Origin of the sequence: Limnohabitans sp. 2KL-51 (assembly GCF_003063645.1) — a bacterium.
GTDB lineage: Bacteria > Pseudomonadota > Gammaproteobacteria > Burkholderiales > Burkholderiaceae_C > Limnohabitans_A.
Genome location: NZ_NESJ01000004.1, coordinates 213,506 through 231,249, shown reverse-complemented (window position 1 = coordinate 231,249; position 17,744 = coordinate 213,506). Strand labels below are relative to the sequence as shown.

Genomic DNA, 17,744 nt, shown 5'->3' with positions numbered 1-17,744 from the left:
ACTCTTTCAACCTGCCTTACAAGGCGTTTAACTTCTTCACCAAAGGCAAGATTTGGGCGTCCAACAGTTCCTGCGTGATGACCCCCACGCGTTTGTAGCGGATCACGCCTTTTTGATCGATGACGTAGGTTTCTGGTACGCCGTATACGCCGTAGTCAATGCCCACACGACCATCCAAATCAAACACAGTGGCGGCATACGGGTTGCCATAGCGTTGCAACCACTGCGCGCTGCGCTCACGAGCGCGTTGCAATTTGTCTTCGGGTGACAGCTTGCTGCCCGAGGGCATATCCTGGCTTTGAATTTCTTTGTAACTCAAGCCCACAATGGGCAGTTGGTTGGCTTTTGAGAATGCCACCAACAAGGGATGTTCCTCCCTGCAGGCCACACACCATGTGGCCCACACGTTGAGCATCCAAATTTGACCCCGCATGTCTTGCGGCCCAAATGGGGGCGCGCTGCGGTCCAAAGTCGGTAAGGCAAATGCAGGCGCTGACTTGCCCACCAAGGGCGAAGGGATTTCTTGCGGGTTGCGGGTCAATCCAACCGCCAGAAAACCCACCAAGACCAGAAACAGCCCTAGGGGAATCAAAAACTTTTTCATGCCAAGCCTCTCCCCTTAGGCGGCAACAGCCGCCGGAGACTTGCGGTAGCGACGGTCGCTGACCGCCAACAAACCACCCAAGACCATCAAGATGGATCCGTACCAAAGCCAGGACACAAACGGCTTGTAATAAACACGCACGCTCCACTGTGGGCGCTCGCCTTCAATGGGCTCGCCCAGTGACACATACAAGTCGCGGAAAAAGCCCGAATCAATGGCCGCCTCGGTCATGGGCATGTTGCTGGAGAAATAGCGGCGCTTTTCTGGATACAACACCTCGAGCAGTTTTTCATCCTTGTTGACCCGTACCTCGCCTCGCAGCGCTTTGTAATTGGGGCCATTCACTTCGGAGACATCCATCAACTCAAAACTGTAATTTTCAATTTGAACGGTATCGCCCACGCCCATGCGCACATCGCGCTCGACTTCGTAGCCCTTGACCAACGTGATGCCCACCACCACCACCGCAATGCCCAGATGCGCCAGGTGCATGCCCCAAAAAGACGGCGGGATGCGGCCAGGTTTTTGCGTGCGGTTAACAATTTGGTGCAACAAACCCGCCACCACCCATGTGGCCAAGGCCATGCCCATGACGGTCAGCCAAGTGCCGCGGGCGCTAAAGAACAAGACGCCCAAGCCCACCAGCACAGCGGCCAAAGCCGGCCAGCGCATGGCATGAGCCAACTCTGCCCATCGGGCTTCGCGCCAATGCGCAACACCCCCTGGCACCATCAGGAACACCACAGGCACCATCAAAGGCACAAACACCGCATTGAAATAAGGTGCCCCCACCGAGAGTTTGCCCAAGTTCAAGGCGTCCACGATCAGGGGGTAAACCGTACCCAACAACACGGCAGCGGTGGCCACCACCAGAAGCACGCTGTTGGCCAATAGCATCGACTCGCGTGACACCAATCCCATCTTGCCGCCCAAGGTGGCTTTTGGTGCACGCCAGGCAAACAGCGTGAGCGAAATACCCACCACCAAGGCCAAAAAGATCAAGATGAACACCCCCCGTTTGGGGTCTGAGGCAAACGAATGAACAGAGGTCAGCACGCCCGAGCGCACCAAGAACGTGCCCAGCAAAGACAATGAAAAAGCCCCAATGGCCAACAAGATCGACCAAGCCTTGAAGCCACCACGCTTGTCAGTCACCATCAAAGCATGAATCAAAGCAGTGCCAAACAGCCACGGCAAAAGTGAAGCGTTTTCCACCGGGTCCCAAAACCACCAACCGCCCCAACCCAACTCGTAATAAGCCCACCAAGAGCCCAGCGCGATGCCGGCGGTCATGAACATCCAGGCCACAATCGTCCACGGCCGTGACCAGCGGGCCCAAGCTGCATCCATGCGGCCCGACAACAAGGCGGCAATAGCAAAGGCAAAGGCCACCGAAAACCCCACATAGCCCATGTACAACATCGGCGGGTGAATGATCAAGCCCGGGTCTTGCAGCAATGGATTCAAATCGCGCCCGTCAGCGGGTGCTGGGATCAGGCGCTCAAACGGACTGGAGGTGATCACAGTGAAAGACAAAAATCCGACAGACACCCAGCCCAAAACACCAATCACCCGAGCCACCATGGCCAAGGGCAAGGTTTTCGAAAACAGGGCCACAGCCACTGTCCAACCCGACAACATCAGCACCCACAACAGCAATGAGCCCTCATGGCCACCCCACACTGCAGACACCTTGAATTCCATGGGCAAGAGCGAGTTGGAGTGTCCGGCGATGTATTTGATGGAAAAGTCGTCTGTGACCGCCCCATGCGTCAACACCGCATAGGCCAATACGATGAGTGCAAACTGAAGCAAGGCCGTGGGTTTGGCCAGCGCCTGCCACCGGGGTCGGTCCAACATCGTGCCCGCCAGCGGCAAAACCGCTTGCAAAAAAGCGACGCAAGTGGCGAGGATCAACGCAAAGTGACCAATTTCAACAATCATTGAAAGCTCTTTTCTCTCAGTTAGGCAGCTTGAGCGACTTTGCCGCTTTGTCGGCTGCAGCCTGGTCTAAAGCATGTTGCGCCTCAGGCGGCATGTAGTTTTCGTCGTGTTTGGCCAAAACTTCGGAGGCCTTGAATGCTCGGCCCTCTTGCATTTTCCCTTGTGCCACCACGCCTTTGCCTTCTTTGAACAAATCGGGCAAAAAACCGGTGTACGACACGGCCACATCGTGTGCAAAGTCAGTCACCACAAATTGCACGTTCTCACCGTCTTTCTTCACACTGCCCTCTTTGACCATGCCGCCCACGCGAAAGGCCCGGCCTTGAGGGGCCTCCCCTTGCGCGACTTGGGTGGGGGTGAAAAAGAAAACCAAGTTGCTTTGAAAGGCATTCAAAACAAGCGTGCCCGCTGCGGCCAAGGCCAGTAAGCCGGCGCTGATCCACAGCATGCGTTGATGACGGGGCTTCATGACTGCCAATCCTTGCTCAAACCGTGTTCAGAGGCCGATTCTGCTGCCACTTGCGCCAAGGCACGCTGGCGTTGCTGCCTGACCCAGCCCACTTCGAGGGCCATGAGGAGGGCGGTGACACCAAAACTGCCCCAGACATAAAACCCATACCCACCCATGGCCCAAAAATCGGCCGCACTGTTCCAAATCATGGCAAAGCTCCCTTGAATTGGGCTTTGATTTCGGGCAAATCAGCCACCCATTGCGCGTGCCTTTCACGCATCAAAATCATGCTTCTGACTCGGTACAAAGCGATGGCAATGGCATAAAGCCAAAACGCGATGGCCATGATGAGCATGGCTTGCAACATGATTTCCGCCATTTTCGAGCCTTGGGTCAAGGACACCGACGCGCCCTGGTGCAAGGTGTTCCACCACTTCACGGAGAAGTAAATCACAGGCACATTGAGCGCCCCGACCAAGGCCAAGATGCCACCGGCTTTGTCGGCGCGGCGGGTGTCGTCGATGGCATTGGTCAAAGCGATGTAGCCCAAGTACAAGAAAAACAAAATCAACTCAGAAGTCAGGCGGGCATCCCAGACCCACCAAGTGCCCCACATGGGTTTGCCCCAGAGAGCGCCCGTCCAAAGTGACAAGAAAGCACAAATGGCCCCGGTGGGTGCCAGTGCGCGGCACATCATGCCGGACAAGCGTGTGTTGAAGGTGAGGCCTAAAAAAGCCCAAAAAGCCATGGCCAAATAAATGATCATGGACATCCATGACACGGGGACATGCACAAAAATAATGCGATAACCCTGACCTTGCTGAAAATCGGTGGGCGCCACAAAAAAGCCTAACCACAAACCCCAAACCGCCAGCGCCGAAGCCAAGGCAGCCACCCAAGGCCACAAACGACCGGCCAAGGCGTAGAAGTTTTGCGGCGCAGCGTAGTGAAAGAAAATTTTATTCATCGTTCAATCAAGCAAAGCTCATGACTCCAGCGCAATGCGAAGCGAGGCCGCGCTCACCCACGGGCTGAAGACGGCGGCGACCAAGGCCATGGCGGCCAAAATGGACAAATGTGCCGCGGCACCTAGGCCACTCATTTGTGCCTGCACCGCGCCAGCACCAAAAATCAAAGCGGGCACGTACAAAGGCAAGATCAACAGAGACAACAAAACATCCCCCCCACGAACGCCTAAGGTGAGTGCCGCGCCCACGGCCCCTATCAGAGACAAAATGGGCGTCCCCAGCAAAAGACCGATCGTCAAAGTCCACAAAGCCTCTTCGGTCAGGTCAAATTGCAAGCCCAAAACAGGGGCCAGCAAGACCAATGGCAGGCCAGAGAGTAACCAATGCGCCAAAATTTTGGCGGCCACCAGAACCGATAAACTGTTCGGAGATAAGGCCATTTGCTCCAGCGTGCCATCGGCAAAGTCTGCCGCAAACAAGCGCCCCAAGGAAAGCATGCTGGCCAGCAAAGCCCCCACCCACAAAATGCCGGGTGCGACCAAGCGCAAAGTGTTGATTTCCGGGCCAATGCCCAAAGGAAACAAGGCGGCCACCACGACAAAAAAGAAAACGGCGGTGATGACCTCGGTTTTGCGCCGCATGGCCAAAACCAAATCGCGCTGAACAACGGCCCAAAAAGCGCTCATGCGGTCAACCGGTAAGAAAGCGCCTGGCCTTGCAAAGACAGAGGCTGGTGGCTGGTGACCAGCAGCATGCCGGCGTCATTCAAATGCGCGTTGATCACACCTGACAAAGCATTTTGTGCGGCCGCATCCAGGGCCACAAAAGGCTCGTCCAAAATCCACAGGGGTGCGCGACTGATGAGCAAACGGGCCAAGGCCGTGCGCCTTTTTTGCCCCTGAGACAGCACCCGAACAGGCAGGTGCTCACGCCCTCTCAAACCCATTTGGCCCAAGGCGGCCATGACACGGTCAACAGAACCATCGCGACCCGCCACGAGGGCATCCGCGCGCAGGTTTTCAAGTGGGCTTAAATCTTCTTTGAGGGCCAATTGGTGGCCCAAATAAAGCAAATCGGCCCTGAAGTTTTCGGGCTCTTGAACGATGGACTGGTTTTTCCAGGTCACTTCGCCTTGCTCCCAGACGCCCAGGCCACACAGCAGGCGCAGCAAACTGGTTTTGCCAACGCCATTGTCGCCCTCCAAATGCAGCCATTGCCCCGGCATCAAGCTGAAGGAGACATCAGAAAATAGCCGGCGGTGGCCCCGACTGAGTGAAAGGTGGGATACGGTGAGCATGTGGCTGAATCTTCGCAGATCATGCCCGCATGGAAGGACCATGTGTCAAAAAAAAACCACCCACAGATCCGAGCACCATCAGGTATTCAAAAACATGTGCCGCACGGTTTCAAGGGTGTGCTGCCTGTGTGCGCCTTCGGCATGGTGCAATTCCCGCAAAGGGCCATTGAGCATTTTTTTCATCACCCCCACTGACAGCGACTCGAGAACACTCTCAATGTCTTGGCCTTTTTCAATTTGCTTGCGGGCACGGGCCAATTCTGTTTGTCGCCAAGCATCGGCTTGCACTCGGAGTTCTTGGATCACAGGCACATGGGTGCGGTGGTCCAACCAGGACATGAATTTTTGAACCCCCTCGTCGATGATGGCCTCGGCATCCACCACCGCTTCCTTCCTGTGCGATTGCCCACTGTTGATCACTTCGGTCAGGTCGTCCACGGTGTACAAATACACATCAGACAAACTCTTGACTTCGGGCTCAATGTCGCGCGGCACCGCCAAATCGACCATAAAAATGGGCCGGTTTTTCCGGGCTCGCAAAGCCCGATTCACCGCCCCCAATCCAATCAAGGGCAAGGTGCTGGCGGTGCAACTGATTACCACATCAAATTCGTGCAAGCGGGTCGGCAAATCGGCCAAAGCCATGCACCGCCCGCCATGCAGAGCGGCCAATGCCTCGGCCCGCTCGGCAGAACGGTTGGCGATGGTGATGCTGCGCGGCGACTTGGCGGCAAAGTGCGCCACACACAGCTCAATCATGTCGCCAGCGCCCACAAACAAGACATGGGTGTCTTGGATTCTTTCAAAAATGCGGCTGGCCAGTCGAACGGATGCGGCCGCCATGCTGATGGAGTGCGCGCCAATGTCGGTGGAGCTTCTGACTTCTTTGGCTACCGCAAATGAGCGTTGAAACAGTTGGTTCAGCGTGGTGCCCAAGGCCCCTGTGTTGGCGGCCAATCTGACGGCGTCCTTGAGTTGGCCCAAAATTTGGGACTCGCCCAGCACCATGGAATCGAGCCCACTGGCCACCCTGAACGCGTGGCGTGCCGAAGCATCCCCCTCCATTCGGTAGGTGTGCGATTTCAGCACGTCCACCTGCGTTTGTCCGGTTTGCGCCAACCACGCCAGTGTTTCTGGCCAATGCACGGCATCCCCTGCGCAGTAAATTTCTGTCCGATTGCAAGTGGACAAAATGGCCACTTCTTTGTGCGTCGCAAAGCTTTGACGCAGCCCCTGCAAGGATTGCTCGAGTTTTTCAGACGCGAACGCAAAACGTTCCCGCAAATCAATGGGGGCAGTCCGGTGGTTCAGGCCCAATGTCCAAACAGCCATTCAGACAACCCTTCTGAGCATCGGTGTACTTTGTACATCCGGCCATTGCTGCGAAATGCGCTGCGCAATGCCTTCAGCCGTCAGGCCGTAATCCTTCATCAACACCTTGGGGTCACCGTGTTCCGTGAACTCATCTTCAAACCCGATGACCAACACCGGTTTGACGAGGCCCATGTCTTGCAAGGCCTCCAGCACAGCAGCGCCTGCACCACCCTTGCGGGTGCCGTCTTCCACCGTGACCAAGCGGTCATGCGTCAGGGCCATTTCTTTCAATATTTGCAAATCCAGGGGTTTGGCCCAGCGCATGTTGACCACCGTGGCGTTCAAGTTTTGCGCAGCCTTCAAAGCTTCGTAGAGCAAGGGACCAAAGGCCAAAATGGCCACGCCTTGGCCTTGGCGCTTTACCTCTGCCTGCCCCCAAGGCAAAGTGGACAAGTCGGCATCAACGGGCGTGCCCACACCGGCACCTCGGGGATAGCGCACCGTGACCGGGTGGTCCAGTGTGTAAGCCGTACTGAGCAATTGTCGGCATTCTTTTTCATCGGCCGGGCAAGCCACGCTCATGTTGGGAATGCAGCGGGTGAAGGCAATGTCATACATGCCTGCATGGGTAGGGCCGTCGGCGCCCACCAATCCGGCGCGGTCCAAGGCAAAAACGACGGGCAATTTTTGCAAGGCCACATCGTGGATCAACTGGTCATAAGCGCGTTGTAAAAACGTCGAATAAATGGCCACCACGGGTTTGAGGCCTTCGCAGGCCAAGCCCGCGGCAAACGTCACGGCATGTTGCTCAGCAATGCCGACATCGTGGTAACGACTGGGAAAGCGTTCACTGAAGGCCACCATGCCCGAGCCTTCTCGCATGGCGGGCGTAATGGCCACCAGGCGCGGGTCTTTGTCTGCCATGTCGCACAGCCATTGGCCAAAGACCTGGGTGAAAGTGACTGGGGACTGGCCCGCACTGCGCAAGCCCACCGCCGGATCAAATTTGCCAGGGCCGTGGTAGGCCACAGGATCCAACTCGGCCTGGGCATAACCCTTGCCTTTGCGCGTGACCACATGCAAAAACTGAGGGCCGGGGGTCTTGTGCAGTTTTTGCAAGGTATCCACCAAGCCCTGGACATCATGGCCGTCTACAGGCCCGGTGTAGGTGAATCCCAGTTTTTCAAAAATCGTGTGCGGCTGAATCAGGTTTTGGGTCTGTTCCTCCAGGTGCTTGGCCAGTGCAAACAAAGGAGGCGCATTGCGCAACACCTGCTCACCCAATTTTTTGGCTTGGGCATAAAAGCGCCCCCCCATCAACTCGGCCAAGTAACGGTTCAAGGCGCCCACAGGCGGGCTGATCGACATGTCGTTGTCGTTCAAAATGACCAACAAATCATAGGGGCTGTTGCCCGCGTTGTTCATCGCTTCGTAGGCCATGCCTGCGGTCAGGGCCCCATCGCCGATGATGGCCACCGCTTTGCGTTGGCTGCCGGTTTGCTTGTGCGCCACCGCCATGCCCAATGCGGCAGAAATACTGGTCGAAGAATGTGCGGTGCCAAAGGCGTCGTAAACGCTTTCTTCTCTTCGGGGAAAACCGCTCAAGCCCCCTTTTTGACGCAAAGAACCCATCAGCGCGTTGCGGCCGGTCAGTATTTTGTGGGGATAGGTTTGGTGGCCCACATCCCAAACCAGGCGATCTTCGGGGGTGTTGAACACATAGTGCAGGGCAATGGTCAATTCCACCGTCCCCAAATTGGAACTGAAATGCCCTCCGGTTTGAGACACGGTCTCCACCAAGCGCTCGCGCAACTCTTGGGCCAAAGACGGCAGGTTTTCACGCGAAAGCTTTTTCAAGTGCGATGGCGACTGAATCCATTCCAGCAAAGCATCCATGGTGGGCCTGAAAAGGTGATAGACAGACCTGCAATTTACCGTCATTTCCAAAAACGTCAAGCAAAATTGACACTTTATTCCAATTTATTTAAAAAATCTCTCAGGTCATAAAGGCACCTATAAAGCTTTTTCTATTGGAGAACCGTTTAAAAAAATCTCAAACAGGTCGGTCCAAGACCCCTGCATCGTTGACTGCTCAAAATCACATTGTGTCAATTAAACTTGACATTTCTTCTTGATTTTTAGATGATGTTCACTCCGCAATCCCTCTGAACACTTTCATGGCCTCTACGTTTCCCTTTGCAGCCATCGTCGGACAAGACGAAATGACCTTGGCCATCCAAGTGGTGGCCATCGACCCCACGGTGGGCGGTGTTTTGGTTTTGGGTGACAGGGGCACGGGCAAATCCACCGCAGTTCGGGCTTTGGCAGACTTGCTGCCGCCGATTCAAGTGGTGAAGGGTTGCCCTTACAAATGCGATCCGACGAAACCGGCCGAGGCTTGCCCTGTCTGTACGCCCCCTGCCAGCATTCAACCGGCCAAGGCCACCAAACGAATTTCTGAGACACGCCCTGTGAGCGTGGTGGACCTGCCCTTGGGGGCCACCGAGGACCGCATCGTGGGTGCACTGGATTTAGAGAAAGCCTTGTCGCAGGGCATCAAAGAGTTTTCGCCCGGTTTGCTGGCGCAAGCCCATCGGGGTTTTTTGTATATAGATGAAGTGAATTTGCTGGACGATCACTTGGTGGATTTGTTGATCGACGTGGCCGCTTCGGGTGAAAACCTGGTGGAGCGCGAAGGCCTTTCCATTCGCCACCCGGCCCGTTTTGTGCTCGTAGGCAGCGGCAACCCTGAAGAGGGCGAACTGCGCCCGCAGTTGCTGGACCGTTTTGGTCTGTCGGTCAATGTCAAGACACCGCAAGACGTGGCCTTGCGGGTCGAGGTCATCAAACGCCGCGATGCCTTTGACAAAGACCCCTTGGCTTACAAAGCCCAATGGCAATCGGAAAACAACAAGCTGCAAAAGCGCATCGTGAAAGCCAGAAAAGCACTCTTAACGGTGGTGGTGGACGATGAGATGCTCACCTTGTGCGCTCGGCTGTGCCAGCAACTGGGCACCGATGGCCTGCGTGCCGAATTGACGCTGCTGCGCGCCACGCGGGCGCTGGCGGCCATGCAGGGTGACAAAGCGGTTCAACCGAAACACCTGAAAACCATTGCCCCCCTGGCCTTGCGCCATCGCCTGCGCCGCAACCCTCTGGATGACACCGATTCAGGCGAACGCGTGCAAAGATGCCTACAAGACATTTTGGCGACCTGAGGGCCCACCATGTCCAACGCGCTGCAAGATCTGGAAACCTGGAACGATGCCCTGACCGCGTTGCAATTGCTGCAAATTGACCCCCACGGCTTTGGCGGTGTGTGGCTTCGAGCCCCCTTTGGCCCTGTGCGCGATCAATGGCTGCGACAGCTCGCCAACACAAAGATGAACACCATCAAGCTGCCAGGCAGTGTCGATTTGGAACGCTTGTTGGGGGGCATCGATTTGTCTCTCACGCTGCAAACCGGTCAATTGCACCTGCAATCGGGTTTGCTGGCGCAAGCTCACCAGGGCTTGGTTTGCATCAGCATGGCGGAGCGGTTTCCTGCGTCCTTGATGGCCCCATTGACACAAGCCATGGACACCCAATGCTTGCCCCCTTTGCGCATGAACGACAGCGCGAGTCCACCCGCTCAGACCACCTTTGGTGTCGTTGCCTTGGACGAGTCCGTGGGTGACGATCCGCCCATCAGCCCGGCGTTGCAAGAACGCCTGGGGCTTTGGCTGAACCTGCAAGAACTGCCCCCCTCTGCGGTCTCCGATCTGGCGTTCGCGTTACAAAACAAGGACATCGACGAAGGTGCTGTCAATGCTGTTTTACCTGCGCAGTCCTTGGCCGAGATGCGCCCATTGCTTCAACACATGCAGTTCAACGATGAGCAGGCCACGGCCATCTGCGCCACCGCCATGGCGCTGGGCATCGATTCCTTGCGCGTGCCCAGCTTGGCGCTAAGGGTGGCTTGCGTCCACGCCGCCTTGCATTCGAGAAGCGAAGTGGTGCAAGAAGATTTGGCATTTTCCACCCGCGCTGTGCTGGCCCCTAGGGCGACCCTATGGCCATCACCCCCCGAGAACGCGTCCGACCCCACAGAGACCACACCCCAAGAACCTGAGCCCAAAGCGGCTTCAGAGTCAACGGAAGAATCAGAATCCCAGCCTGATCAGTCCCCTTCACAAGAAGACCCGCCACCGCCCACCGATGCCCATGAACCGCCCTCCTCCGATGAAAGCGAACAGGACAGCTCCGAGGTGAATGAACCGAGTCCGCAAGATCTGAAGGAGTTGCTGATTGCGGCCGCGCTGGCGAGTTTGCCTGCCAATATTTTGGAGCGCCTGATGACCAAGACAGGCAGCAATACAGGCCAAAGCTCGGGGCGCAGCGGCACAGTGCGATCGGGCATGCAGCGCGGCAGGCCCCTGCCCCCTCGGCCGGGACGACCAGGCGGGCTCGCGCGCTTGCACGTTTTGGCCACCTTGCGCGCTGCCGCGCCCAAGCAACGCTTGAGAAACGGCACCCATTCAGCGCGTGTGGCCATCCGTGCAGAAGACTTTCATGTCCACCGTTACCAACAAAACAGCGCCACCTGCCTGATCTTGGCCCTGGACGCTTCAGGCTCGGCCGCACTGCAACGCCTGGCAGAAGCCAAAGGGGCGGTCGAGCTGCTGCTGCAACAATCCTACGCCCGCCGCGACAGCGTGTGCATCGTGGCGTTCAGAGGCGCGCAAGCCCAATTGCTGTTGCCCATGACGCGCTCATTGGTGCGCGCCAAGCGGGCCATGACGGGACTGCCCGGCGGCGGCGGCACACCTTTGGCTTTGGCACTGAAAATGGCCTGCGAGCAAGCCCAGCAGTTGCACCGGCAAGGGGTCACCCCCCTCTTGGTGGTTTTGAGTGACGGCCGCGCCAACATCTCATTGGCCGGCGTGGGTGGGCGCGCGCAAGCCCAAGCCGATGCGGTTCAGTGGGCGACGCAGTGGCGGCTCACTGGGCACCGTTCTATGTGGATAGACACCTCGGTTAAACCCGATGCGCAGGTGCAAAACATGGCCAGCACCATGGGGGGCCATTACCTGCCCATGCCGCAGGTTCAAGCGCAACGAATGGCCTCGGCGATGGACAACTTAAGTCGACTTTGAGCGCATGATGTACGAGCGGTTTTACCCCACCATGGACTGGGCCGAACATCGACACGCTTGGCCCCATGCAGCGCAGAGCCATTTTGTCAACGCGGGTGGAATTCGATGGCATGTTCAGCGCATGGGGCAAGGCCCCGCCCTGTTGCTCTTACACGGCACCGGCTCAGGCAGTTTCAGTTGGCGTGGACTGATGCCCTTGCTGAGCCAACACTTTCAAGTCATTGCGCCAGATTTGCCTGGTCACGCCTTCACCAGCAGAGGCAGTAACGACAGTCTGTCACTGCACGGCATGGCCGAAGGGCTGAGGGCTTTGCTGCTGCAAATGGACATCACGCCCACCGTGATCGCAGGCCACTCCGCGGGTGCAGCCATTGCCGCCCACATGGTCTTGCACCAAGGCGCGCTGTCGCAGACGCATTTGATCGGCATGAATCCGGCTTGGCTGCCTATTCCTGGATTGCCATCTTGGATTTTCGGCCCCACCGCCAAATTGGCAGCCCTCAATCCACTGTCTGCTTGGGCCACAGCCAAATTGGCCAACCGCCCCAACCTGTTGGCCAAATCGATGGACCAAACGGGCTCACAACTGGACGAGGAAGGCATGTCACTTTACCGGCGTGTCTTCGGTCACCCAGGCCATGTGCACAGTGTGCTGGCCATGATGGCCGCTTGGAAACTGCAAGCTTTGTCCAGCACCCTTCACCGCATCGCCAACCCGGTGTCGATTTTGGTCGGCTCGGCCGATAAAACGGTACCGCCCCAACTGGCGCAAGAAGCCTGCAGCTTGATGCCACACGCCAAACTGCATCTGCAGCACCACTTGGGCCACTTGGCGCACGAAGAAGACCCGCAGGGCACAGCCGCCCTGATTTTCAAAGACTGCGGTCAGCCTTGGGCACAAAACCTTTGAGGAAGGACAACAACTCGAGGGGGTTGTTGGAGATGGCATCGGCACCGAACATTTGTGGCACGGTATTCACCAGCATGAAAACAGGCGCGCCCAAGAGCACCCTGACCTGAGGGTGGCCCAAGTTTTTCTTGCGCCCTCCGTCATCGACCCATCAGGTTTTGGCCAGTCCCAGCAAATGGGCGGTGTCCTTCAGGAAAATCCGCAGATGCGCCATGGGATCCCTGCGGGTCAGCTCTTTGTTCATATAGGACTCAAAGGTGAGCCGCTGCACGTCTTTGTCTTCGCAAATTTTCACGAATTTCTCACGACGTTTGTCATTTTGGTACCAAAAATACTGCATCATGCCCAGAATCCAAAACACCTTCCCATGCTGTTTCATGAAACGCTGACGGCCTTTTTTGAGGCACTTGGGGTCGCCTGTTTTCAAAGCCATGTGCGCTGCATGCGCCATGGTGCGCGCGCAGTCCATGGCGTAATAAATACCCTCTCCTGAGGAGGGTGCCACCACCCCCGCTGCATCGCCGATCACCAGCACATCGCGGCCGTTATCCCAATGCGGCAAGGGCTTCAAAGGAATCGGTGCCCCTTCACGACGCAGTGTGGGCATGTCGGCAAGCCCGGCTGCTTTTCTCAGGTGGCCTGTTGCACCGCGCAAAGAAAAACCCTTGTCGGCACTGCCCGTTCCCACGCTCATGGTTTTGCCATGCGGAAATACCCAGCCATAAAAATCTGGGGAAACTTCGCCCTGGTAGTAAACATCACAACGCTCGCCATCGTGCGATTGCTTTTCCAACGGGGCTTGGATGATCTCGTGGTAAGCGAACACATACTTTGTGCGATCGGACAATGGGATTTGTTGCCTCGCCACTTCAGAGCGCGCCCCATCGGCTCCGATGACCATTCGGGCGCTGACCTTGACCGGTTTGGCTGGCTCAATGGCCGCATGCTCCTTGCCTGAGACGGGTGTGTACTGGACCCACAAAGTGCCTTCGGCATCGTGTTCAACTTTGTCAAAGATGGCCTGCTGGCGAATCGCACCCGATTGCGCTGCTCGCACGCGCAAAAATTCATCAAAATCTTGCCGATCAACCATACCCACAAAGCCGTTGTCGATGTGCATGTCGACTTGCTTGTCCGCCGGCGAGATCATGCGGGCGCATTTGATTTTGGCTACCAGCAAATGGTCTGGAATATTAAAATCCTTGATCAAGCGAGGGGGGATGGCACCCCCACAAGGCTTGGGGCGCCCTTGCCTGTCCAGCAACAAGACGCGCCAACCCTCGCTCGACAAATCATGTGCAGCGGTGGCACCAGAGGGGCCGCCCCCAACGACGACGAAATCAAAATCAGTTGCTGTCATGTGGTTGCCCCATCTTTCCATAAGACTTGATGATCTGGTGCTTTGTGCTGGGCCGTGGTGTGCGCTGCGCGAATGCGCAAAGCCACCCATGCTGAAGCCAAAAACATCAGTGCTTGAAATGCAAATACCGCCTGATATGCGGACTGAGACTCGCCCAGCACCCAGTGCGCCAAATCACTCGCACCGGTGCCGACCAATCCCCCCATGGCAAACGCCATGGCTTGTGCAGCGCCCCACAAGCCCATGCGCGTGCCCTCGGTGCCAGAACCTCCTTCACCCGCCAGACGCATCATGGTGGCAATGGCGGCAATTGAGAACGCGCCATTGGCCACGCCCAAGAAAATCACATTGGCTTTGATGGGCCAGGGCATTGCCAAGATGGCTGTCGCCGAGAGGGACAAGCCCACCGTGGCCAGGGCAGACAGCAAGCAACCACCCCACATCCAGACCTGCAGAGAACCCAGGCGCCCCGCGACCCAGCGCGAACTGGCCACGGCCACAGACAGCATGCCCACCAAGACCCCCATGTGGTGCCACCCAGAAAGCTGCGTGGTCTGGCCAGGCGACATGCCGTGAACAGCCCCTGCGAAAGGCTCCAAAATCAAATCTTGCGCGCTGTAGGCCAGCATCGACAGGAAGATAAAAATCGTGAAGGTTTTCGCCTGAGGCTCGGCCCAAATGCCCTGCAAGGTGCGCTTGAAATTGACAGGGATACTGGGTTTCTCGGACACCCCCTGTGCATCGGGCTTCTCCAAACCCCACAGACACAGGGCCGTCAGCACCGTGGTCAAAATGCTCAAGCCTGCCGACACCCGCCACAAAATATCGGGCGTGTAGGGGTCAATCAGTTTTCCAACGACGCCAGCGGTGACGGCAAAACCCATGATCATCATCAGCCACACGGTGGTGGCCGCTTGCGCCCGACGCTCAGCCGGTACACGCTTGGCCATCAGCGTCAAGAGTGAGGTGCCACAGGCGCTCACACCCAAGCCGATCAGACTGAAGGCCAGCACGGCCAAGGCCATGCCCTGCCAAAGCGAAGTGGCCATCCACAGAGTCGACAAGGCCGCCAGCATACCGCCCACCCCCAAAACGACCATGCCGCCCATCATCCAAGGCGTACTGCGCCGACCCTGATCTGCGCCAAAGCCCATGCGCGGACGCACCATTTGTACTGTGTAATGCCAAGCCACCAAAAAACCCGGCAACAACGCGGGCAGTGCCAACTCAACCACCATGATGCGGTTGAGGGTGGAGGTCGTCACCACCACCACCGCCCCCAAACAAGCTTGGATGAGGCCCAAACGGATGATGTCCAACCAACCAAAGATTTGAGCGTTCATGAGACCCCCATCGCATTGATCTGGCGCAAGCCCCAGGCACTGACCATCATGCCGCTGACAAACAGGGGCACCCCAAAAGCACTGACATACAAAGCCCGCTCAATAGGATGCTTCAAAAATTTCCACATCAAGGGCCACTGCAAGAAACTCAAGACCAGCACAGCCAAGGCATGCCAAGGCAATTGCCAATGCATCAGTAGCGCAGCGACCGCCACTTGGGGCAGCCACATCAGCACACAGGCCACACGCGCCGCGCCCGAGGCCCCCAGCTGAACGGGCAAAGAGGCCACCCCCATTTGCCGGTCTCCCTCGATGGCCTTGAAGTCGTTCAAGGTCATGATGCCGTGGGCACCCAAGCTGTACAGCAGGGCCAAGTAAATCGCCTTCTCACCCGGCCACGCACCACCCAACATGACGGCCGTGCCAGTCAGCCATGCCAAGCCTTCGTAACTGAGCGCACATGCCGCATTGCCATACCAACCATTGTTTTTCAGTCGCACCGGTGGCGCGCTGTAGGCCCAAGACAAGGCAATGGCCAGGGCGCAAGCCACAAAGCCCCAAGTGCCCATCAGGGTGGCCCACAGCAAAGACAGAACCGTCCACAAGACAGCGATGCCCAAGCCCCATTGGCCAGGCATGCGGCCTGAAGGGATGGGTCTTTGCGGTTCGTTGATGGCGTCCACATGGCGATCAAACCAGTCATTCACCGCTTGGCTGCTGGCGCAAACCAGGGGCCCAGTCAAAATCAGCCCCGAACAAATCAACAACCAATGGTCTGACAGGCTTTGGCCCGAAGCGACGGCACCACAGGCAAAAGCCCATACCGGTGGAAACCAAGTGATCGGTTTGAGCAACTCCGCCACGGTGCGCAAACGCGGCCGGATCAGCGGTTTTGTCAGTTCAAGGCTCTGGGTGTCCATGCGCCCATTATGAGAAGACTTCCGATGCTGTCAATCATTGTTTACACTGAGTGTAAAAAAATTGAGACACTCCGCCATCAAAGGGCTGATGGATCGGGGTCGTTGTCCGACAAAATGCCAAAGCGACGCAACTTGACATACAGGCTTTGCCGCGAGAGCCCTAACATTTCGGCGGCGGAGGCGCGGTTGTTGTGCGTGAGCTCCAACGCCGCCTCAATGCACATGCGCTCGATGGTGTCCACCGTTTCGCCCACAATGTCCTTGATGGGCCGACGCCCAACCAACTGCGACAACTCCAGGTAGGGGTTGGGAAGCGCCTGGGCAGCAAGGGAAGTCCCTTGCATGCGGCGGTTCATGTCTCGAACAAACACAGCGAACAACGGCTCTGGCTTGGCCAAATAAACCGCTGAAATCTCCACGGGCAAGGTCATGCCCGACAAAGTGGTCACTTCGGTGGCGAAATTTCGCACCGTCAATTGTTGCTTCAATGAGGTGTTCAGAACACCCCAATCGACTGCACCCCTGACCAACCAGCGCTCAAGAGGTTGCCCGATCACTTGGGATGCGGCCGTCAAACCCAAAAGCGCCATGCCTTCTTCATTGACACTTTTGACCGTGCCTGAGGTGTCGGTGAGCAGCCATCCGTCTGGGAAATGCGCCATGGCCTGGCTCAGAACGGCCGACACATCTGACTCCAGGCCCACAGCCGCCGAGCTTTCTTGCGGGGTCAAGCGCACCAAAAACTGCGCACCTCCCTCTTGCCTGAAGACCGTGGCAGAGACCGTCATGACCGACGCCGAACCGAACATGCTGGCTGAGCACATTTCAATACGACCGGTGGCCAGTGCGGTCCTGAGCAAGGCCTGAACTTCACCTTGATTACCCAACTCAAAGCACTCGCGAAAATCCCGCCCCACCAAGCGTTTGCCAGCGTCTTTGAACAGCGCTTGCGCACCGACATTGACTTCCAACAAGCGGAAAGAATGGGCATCAACCACCATCACGGCTTCAGGAGAGGATTCAAACAAAACGCGGTAACGCGCCTCAATGTGCCGCAGCCTCAAATAATCACGCTCCACCGACTGTTGCGTCTCCACCAAACGGCGTTGCAGTTCGGCCAAACGCTCCATGTTGCGCCCCACAGCCAGCAGCTTATGCCCTTTGAGGTTGACCGTGATGTACTGGATAGCGGCCTCCCCCCCCGAGGGGGTGGGATGGTTAACATGCCGCCACAGGAGGGACGGGGTATCGGCTTGAACTTGGAGCAAGTCTTGAATTTTTAGTTTACTTTCCACCGTGACCGTGTCTTTCCAGCGCTTGCCAATCCAAGCTTGGCAGCCCAAGGAAGCCATCATGTCCTGTCCTGTTGACACATCCTCGACCACGCCTTGACTATTGATGATCAGGCTCACATCCGAAACCATCCCCAATAACCTGGAGAAAGTGTGTGGCTCGAGCTGTTCAATGTTCATGAATGACTTTGGGTGGTGGCGGGCAG

General features: G+C 57.2%; 16 protein-coding genes. 3 read left to right on the top strand and 13 right to left on the bottom strand.

Translation table 11 applies throughout. From position 1 onward, the window contains the following. Nucleotides 1–16: 16 nt before the first annotated feature. From B9Z49_RS05680 to dxs, 9 genes are all read right to left on the bottom strand, one after another. Nucleotides 17–604 carry a DsbE family thiol:disulfide interchange protein gene (locus B9Z49_RS05680; RefSeq protein WP_108352459.1) on the bottom strand — a complete coding sequence of 196 codons (588 nt, stop codon included), beginning with the start codon at nt 602–604 and terminating at the stop codon, nt 17–19. A gap of 15 nt (nt 605–619) precedes the next feature. Further along, on the bottom strand, nt 620–2,548 hold the full coding sequence (locus tag B9Z49_RS05675) for a heme lyase CcmF/NrfE family subunit (protein ID WP_108352458.1): 1,929 nt from the start codon (nt 2,546–2,548) through the stop codon (nt 620–622). A gap of 16 nt (nt 2,549–2,564) precedes the next feature. Beyond that, a complete protein-coding gene (gene ccmE / locus B9Z49_RS05670) occupies nt 2,565–3,017 on the bottom strand; it encodes a cytochrome c maturation protein CcmE (protein WP_108352457.1) in 453 nt (150 codons plus the stop codon). Next, nucleotides 3,014–3,208 (bottom strand): heme exporter protein CcmD, encoded by a 195-nt coding sequence (ccmD, locus tag B9Z49_RS05665; protein WP_108352456.1) that lies wholly within the window; start codon nt 3,206–3,208, stop codon nt 3,014–3,016. The genes ccmE and ccmD overlap by 4 nt, the downstream gene beginning before the upstream one ends. After that, a complete protein-coding gene (gene ccmC / locus B9Z49_RS05660; RefSeq protein ID WP_108352455.1) occupies nt 3,205–3,966 on the bottom strand; it encodes a heme ABC transporter permease CcmC in 762 nt (253 codons plus the stop codon). The genes ccmD and ccmC overlap by 4 nt, the downstream gene beginning before the upstream one ends. A gap of 18 nt (nt 3,967–3,984) precedes the next feature. After that, nucleotides 3,985–4,653: a heme exporter protein CcmB gene (gene ccmB / locus B9Z49_RS05655; protein ID WP_108352454.1), complete on the bottom strand. Its 669-nt coding sequence runs from the start codon at nt 4,651–4,653 to the stop codon at nt 3,985–3,987. Then, entirely contained in the window at nt 4,650–5,264 is a 615-nt protein-coding gene (ccmA, locus tag B9Z49_RS05650; protein WP_108352453.1) for a cytochrome c biogenesis heme-transporting ATPase CcmA, read from the bottom strand. The genes ccmB and ccmA overlap by 4 nt, the downstream gene beginning before the upstream one ends. Before the next feature lie 78 nt (nt 5,265–5,342). Continuing rightward, complete coding sequence (hemA, locus tag B9Z49_RS05645) at nt 5,343–6,596, bottom strand: glutamyl-tRNA reductase (protein WP_108352452.1); 1,254 nt, start codon at nt 6,594–6,596, stop codon at nt 5,343–5,345. Next, nucleotides 6,597–8,474 (bottom strand): 1-deoxy-D-xylulose-5-phosphate synthase, encoded by a 1,878-nt coding sequence (gene dxs, locus B9Z49_RS05640; protein WP_108352451.1) that lies wholly within the window; start codon nt 8,472–8,474, stop codon nt 6,597–6,599. Between the two features lie 281 nt (nt 8,475–8,755). Here dxs and bchI point away from each other — a divergent pair, with 281 nt between their 5' ends. Genes bchI through bchO form a run of 3 tightly spaced genes read left to right on the top strand, consistent with a single transcriptional unit; the run spans nt 8,756 to nt 12,623 of the window. Next, nucleotides 8,756–9,796 carry a magnesium chelatase ATPase subunit I gene (bchI, locus tag B9Z49_RS05635; RefSeq protein ID WP_108352450.1) on the top strand — a complete coding sequence of 347 codons (1,041 nt, stop codon included), beginning with the start codon at nt 8,756–8,758 and terminating at the stop codon, nt 9,794–9,796. Between the two features lie 9 nt (nt 9,797–9,805). Continuing rightward, nucleotides 9,806–11,713, top strand: coding sequence for a VWA domain-containing protein (locus B9Z49_RS05630; protein ID WP_108352449.1), 1,908 nt, complete (start codon nt 9,806–9,808; stop codon nt 11,711–11,713). Between the two features lie 7 nt (nt 11,714–11,720). After that, nucleotides 11,721–12,623: an alpha/beta fold hydrolase BchO gene (bchO, locus tag B9Z49_RS05625; protein WP_108352541.1), complete on the top strand. Its 903-nt coding sequence runs from the start codon at nt 11,721–11,723 to the stop codon at nt 12,621–12,623. A 151-nt stretch (nt 12,624–12,774) separates the two neighbouring features. Here the strand turns inward: bchO and B9Z49_RS05620 are convergent, their stop codons facing one another. The 4 genes from B9Z49_RS05620 to ppsR form a co-directional block, all read right to left on the bottom strand. Then, entirely contained in the window at nt 12,775–13,983 is a 1,209-nt protein-coding gene (locus B9Z49_RS05620; RefSeq protein ID WP_108352448.1) for a geranylgeranyl diphosphate reductase, read from the bottom strand. Then, entirely contained in the window at nt 13,980–15,326 is a 1,347-nt protein-coding gene (locus tag B9Z49_RS05615) for a BCD family MFS transporter (RefSeq protein ID WP_108352447.1), read from the bottom strand. Before B9Z49_RS05615 ends, B9Z49_RS05620 begins: the two co-directional genes overlap by 4 nt. After that, nucleotides 15,323–16,246, bottom strand: coding sequence for a chlorophyll synthase ChlG (chlG, locus tag B9Z49_RS05610; RefSeq protein WP_108352446.1), 924 nt, complete (start codon nt 16,244–16,246; stop codon nt 15,323–15,325). Before chlG ends, B9Z49_RS05615 begins: the two co-directional genes overlap by 4 nt. A gap of 77 nt (nt 16,247–16,323) precedes the next feature. Beyond that, nucleotides 16,324–17,718 (bottom strand): transcriptional regulator PpsR, encoded by a 1,395-nt coding sequence (gene ppsR, locus B9Z49_RS05605; protein WP_108352445.1) that lies wholly within the window; start codon nt 17,716–17,718, stop codon nt 16,324–16,326. Between the last annotated feature and the right edge of the window lie 26 nt (nt 17,719–17,744).